The sequence below is a fragment of the Microvirga massiliensis genome, from assembly GCF_001006805.1.
Classification (GTDB): domain Bacteria; phylum Pseudomonadota; class Alphaproteobacteria; order Rhizobiales; family Beijerinckiaceae; genus Microvirga; species Microvirga massiliensis.
In genome coordinates this window covers 54,320-57,461 of the sequence record NZ_LN811353.1, presented here as the reverse complement: position 1 = coordinate 57,461, position 3,142 = coordinate 54,320, and the positions used below count along the sequence as shown (strand labels likewise).

Here is a 3,142-nt window from a genome sequence, read left to right as displayed (position 1 = left end):
TTGGTCCTGGCGAGCTATTACGGCGGCTACACCCTCGGCGCGGCGACGACCGCCGGCGTGCTGCAACGGGTCGGGCACATCCGGCTCTTCGCGGCACTCGCGGGGCTTGTCGCAGCCGCGATTACGCTACAGCCCATCTTCACGTCGCCCGGTGCATGGATCGGCATCCGGCTCCTGACCGGCCTCGGCTGCGCCGGCCTCTTCATCACCGCCGAGAGCTGGCTGAATGCCGCGACAGTCCCGCAGAACCGGGGCTTCGTCTTCGCGATCTACATGGTCGCCGCAAACGCGGCCTTCGGCCTCGGGCAGTTCCTGATCAATCTGCCCGCTCCCGGGGGCTACGAGCTCTTCTCGCTGGCGGCCGCCCTGTTCTGCCTGGCGCTGATCCCCGTCTCGCTCACCCGCGCGACGGCTCCCCGACTGCCCCGCACCCCACCTCTGCGCCTGCGTGAGCTGCGCCGGATTGCGCCCGTCGCCCTCGCGGGCTGCGCGGCGTCGGGCCTGACGGGCAGTGCCTTCTACAGCCTTGTCCCGGCCTACGCGCAGGCGCAAGGCATCCCCGCCGCCTCCATCTCCGCCTATGTCGCGACCGCCATCTTCGGCGGGCTCGCGTTCCAGATCCCGGCCGGCAGGCTGTCCGATCGGTATGATCGCCGGTTGGTGGCCGGCGCAATCGCGACCGGCTTGGCGGCAACGGCCCTCTGCCTTGCCGTCCTGCCGCAGACGTCCATGGTCTTCGGCTTCACCTTCGTCCTCGGCGGTTTCCTCTCGACGATCTATCCGGTCTGCGTCGCCCATGCGAATGACCGCGTCGCGCCGGACCAAGTCGTCTCCGTCAGCGGTCAGCTCATCCTCGTCTACGGCCTGGCGTCCTTCCTCGGCCCGATCGTCGGACGAGCATCATGGGCGCGGCCGGCATGCGTGGCGTCTTCGTCTACATGGCGGCGGCGGCAGGTGCCTTCGTGGTCGCCGCCGTCTGGCGCTCCCTCCGGGTCGAGGCGCCGGAGCGGAAGGCGCGGCCGTTCGCCATCCTGGACCAGCAGATTAGCCAGCGGATCTCTCATCTCACCGACGGCGACGATCCGTCGGCGCAGGATCGCGGCGTCTGATCTTCCGCCTGTCTGCGATGGAAGAATGACGAAGTCCCCCTCGCCGAATGGCGGACATGTCCGCTGCCGTAATCCCGATGCCGTGCCACTATGTTGGGATGATCATTCCTGGATCGGGACACGCCCCGGAACAGTGACACATCCAACAGCAATGGAAGGACGTCGTCGAGTTCGCGAAGCCAGTTGATGCGGAGATACCCACGTCGTTCGTGACGGGGGTTGGCACCCAATGCCCAAGGCGTCTGGACCCCAGAGCAGGCGCGCCGCCCTGCCCTGTCGCTCCACGAATCGGCCGGATCGGCAGACTGCCAATCCGGCGCGGCGTGTCACGGACGGGAGGTGCACGGCTCCGAAATCTCGGAGCGACCGCTACCCGCGCACGACGCCCCCGCCGAGGACCTTCATTCGCGTCTCGAGAGAGGTCTCGGCGTAGTCGGTGACGTCGGCTAGGACGGCGATGCTGCCCGGGCGCATCGCGCGCGAGATCCTTTCGGCAAATGTAGCCCGCTCCTCGGTATTGATGTGATCGGCCCCGCGCCCGACCAGCGCCCCGCCGGCGGTTCCGATGGCAGCCCCGATCGGTCCGCCCAGCAGGCCGGCGAGCCCGCCGATCAGGGCGCCGACCAGGGTTCCGAGCGGCCCCGCATCGGGACCCCGCTTCATGGAGATCGCTCCGTCGGCATGCTTTTGCACGATCGCCATCCCGGACAGCGCGAGACTGCCTTGAGCCTCGAGTTCCTCGAGCACCGTGGATGCCTCGCTTGCGGTGCTCTCGTCGTGGAACACGATGCCGATGATCCTGCTCATTGAAGTCCCCCATTGGGCTGGTTGCACGAAGCGCGTGGATCGGCGGCATGCGCCGCTCGAAGGCCATACGCGGGCGGCACCTCCCGGGCCGGAGGATCCGAACCGGGTCGGCGTGATGCTCCCTCAGGCCGCCTCGTCCTGCGTGCTGATGCGGGACGGCGCCATCCGGGCGATCCACGCGGCGAAGCGGTCGATCCAGCCGCTGAGGAACGCCTTGGTCGAGAGATCGACGATGTTGTTCTGTGCGTCGAACAGATCCGGCCTGTAGGTGAAGTAGACCTCCGGCTGGCCCATCAGGATGGTGTCGACGACACTCAGGAGACCCTTCAGGGCGTTCTGGCCCGCCGATCCCCCGGTCGCGCCCGGGCTCGTGCCGATGATGGCGGCGGGCTTGCCGGCCCAGGAGTTCTGTCCCCACGGGCGGCTTGCCCAGTCGATGGCGTTCTTGAGCGCCGGCGAGAAGGAGCGGTTGTACTCGGGCGTGACGAAGAGAACCGCATCCGCGGCCTCGATGTCCCGTTTCAGGCGCAGGACGGCTTCGGGAGGGCTGGCCCAGAGATCCTCGTTGTAGAGCGGCAGGTCGCCGATCTCGACGAACCGGAAGGTCAGCCGCCCGCTCGCCAGCTTGGCGAGGCTCTCGGCGAACTTGCGGTTGAGGGACTCGCGGCGCAGGGAGCCGACGAGCACGGCAACAGTTTTCATCAGTGACCTCGTGTGAAAAGTGACGATCTCCACCCGGGAAACCTTGACGCGCCGGCGCCGCACGATCGTGCCGAGCACCGAGCGAACTCACGGTTTCCGGGTGGGAGGAATCCGGAACGATGCCGCCCGGACATGCGCGGGAATGGCCGCGCCTCGGCATGACGGCATGACCGACTAGGCCGGATCGCAGGTGCAAAAGGGCGCGGGTCCGAAAACCCGCGCCCAGGTGCCTCATACGAGGGGGACACAACGTGCAAGCGGCCGGCGTGTGCGCATCCCGCGCATGATCAGACCACGGAGCCCGCGCTGTCGGTTTCAGAGTGCGGGCTCCGCCTTCCCGACCTGTTACCTGACGGTTCCGTCAATGCTGCCGGTGATGCCCGTGTCCGCGCAGGCGACCGGCACACGGGCCTTGGTCGAGCTGTCGTATACGGTCCGGCAGGGCACGCCGTCTATGAACTGGATCTCGTGGGGAGCGGCATGGGGGAACAGGGAGCCCGGTGTGCCCTGAATCGGGTTCGGCT

At 67.9% G+C, this 3,142-nt stretch carries 3 protein-coding genes; 1 reads left to right on the top strand and 2 read right to left on the bottom strand.

Annotated features, from left to right (window positions below):
* On the top strand, positions 1–1,296 hold a 1,296-nt coding region (locus BN1233_RS48345), incomplete at its 5' end, for an MFS transporter (protein WP_052763785.1).
* A 182-nt stretch (positions 1,297–1,478) separates the two neighbouring features.
* Here BN1233_RS48345 and BN1233_RS12915 read toward each other — a convergent pair.
* Positions 1,479–1,916, bottom strand: a complete 438-nt coding sequence (locus BN1233_RS12915; protein WP_046864016.1) for a DUF1269 domain-containing protein — start codon at positions 1,914–1,916, stop codon at positions 1,479–1,481.
* 123 nt (positions 1,917–2,039) lie between these two features.
* Complete coding sequence (locus tag BN1233_RS12910) at positions 2,040–2,618, bottom strand: NADPH-dependent FMN reductase (protein WP_187144288.1); 579 nt, start codon at positions 2,616–2,618, stop codon at positions 2,040–2,042.
* Between the last annotated feature and the right edge of the window lie 524 nt (positions 2,619–3,142).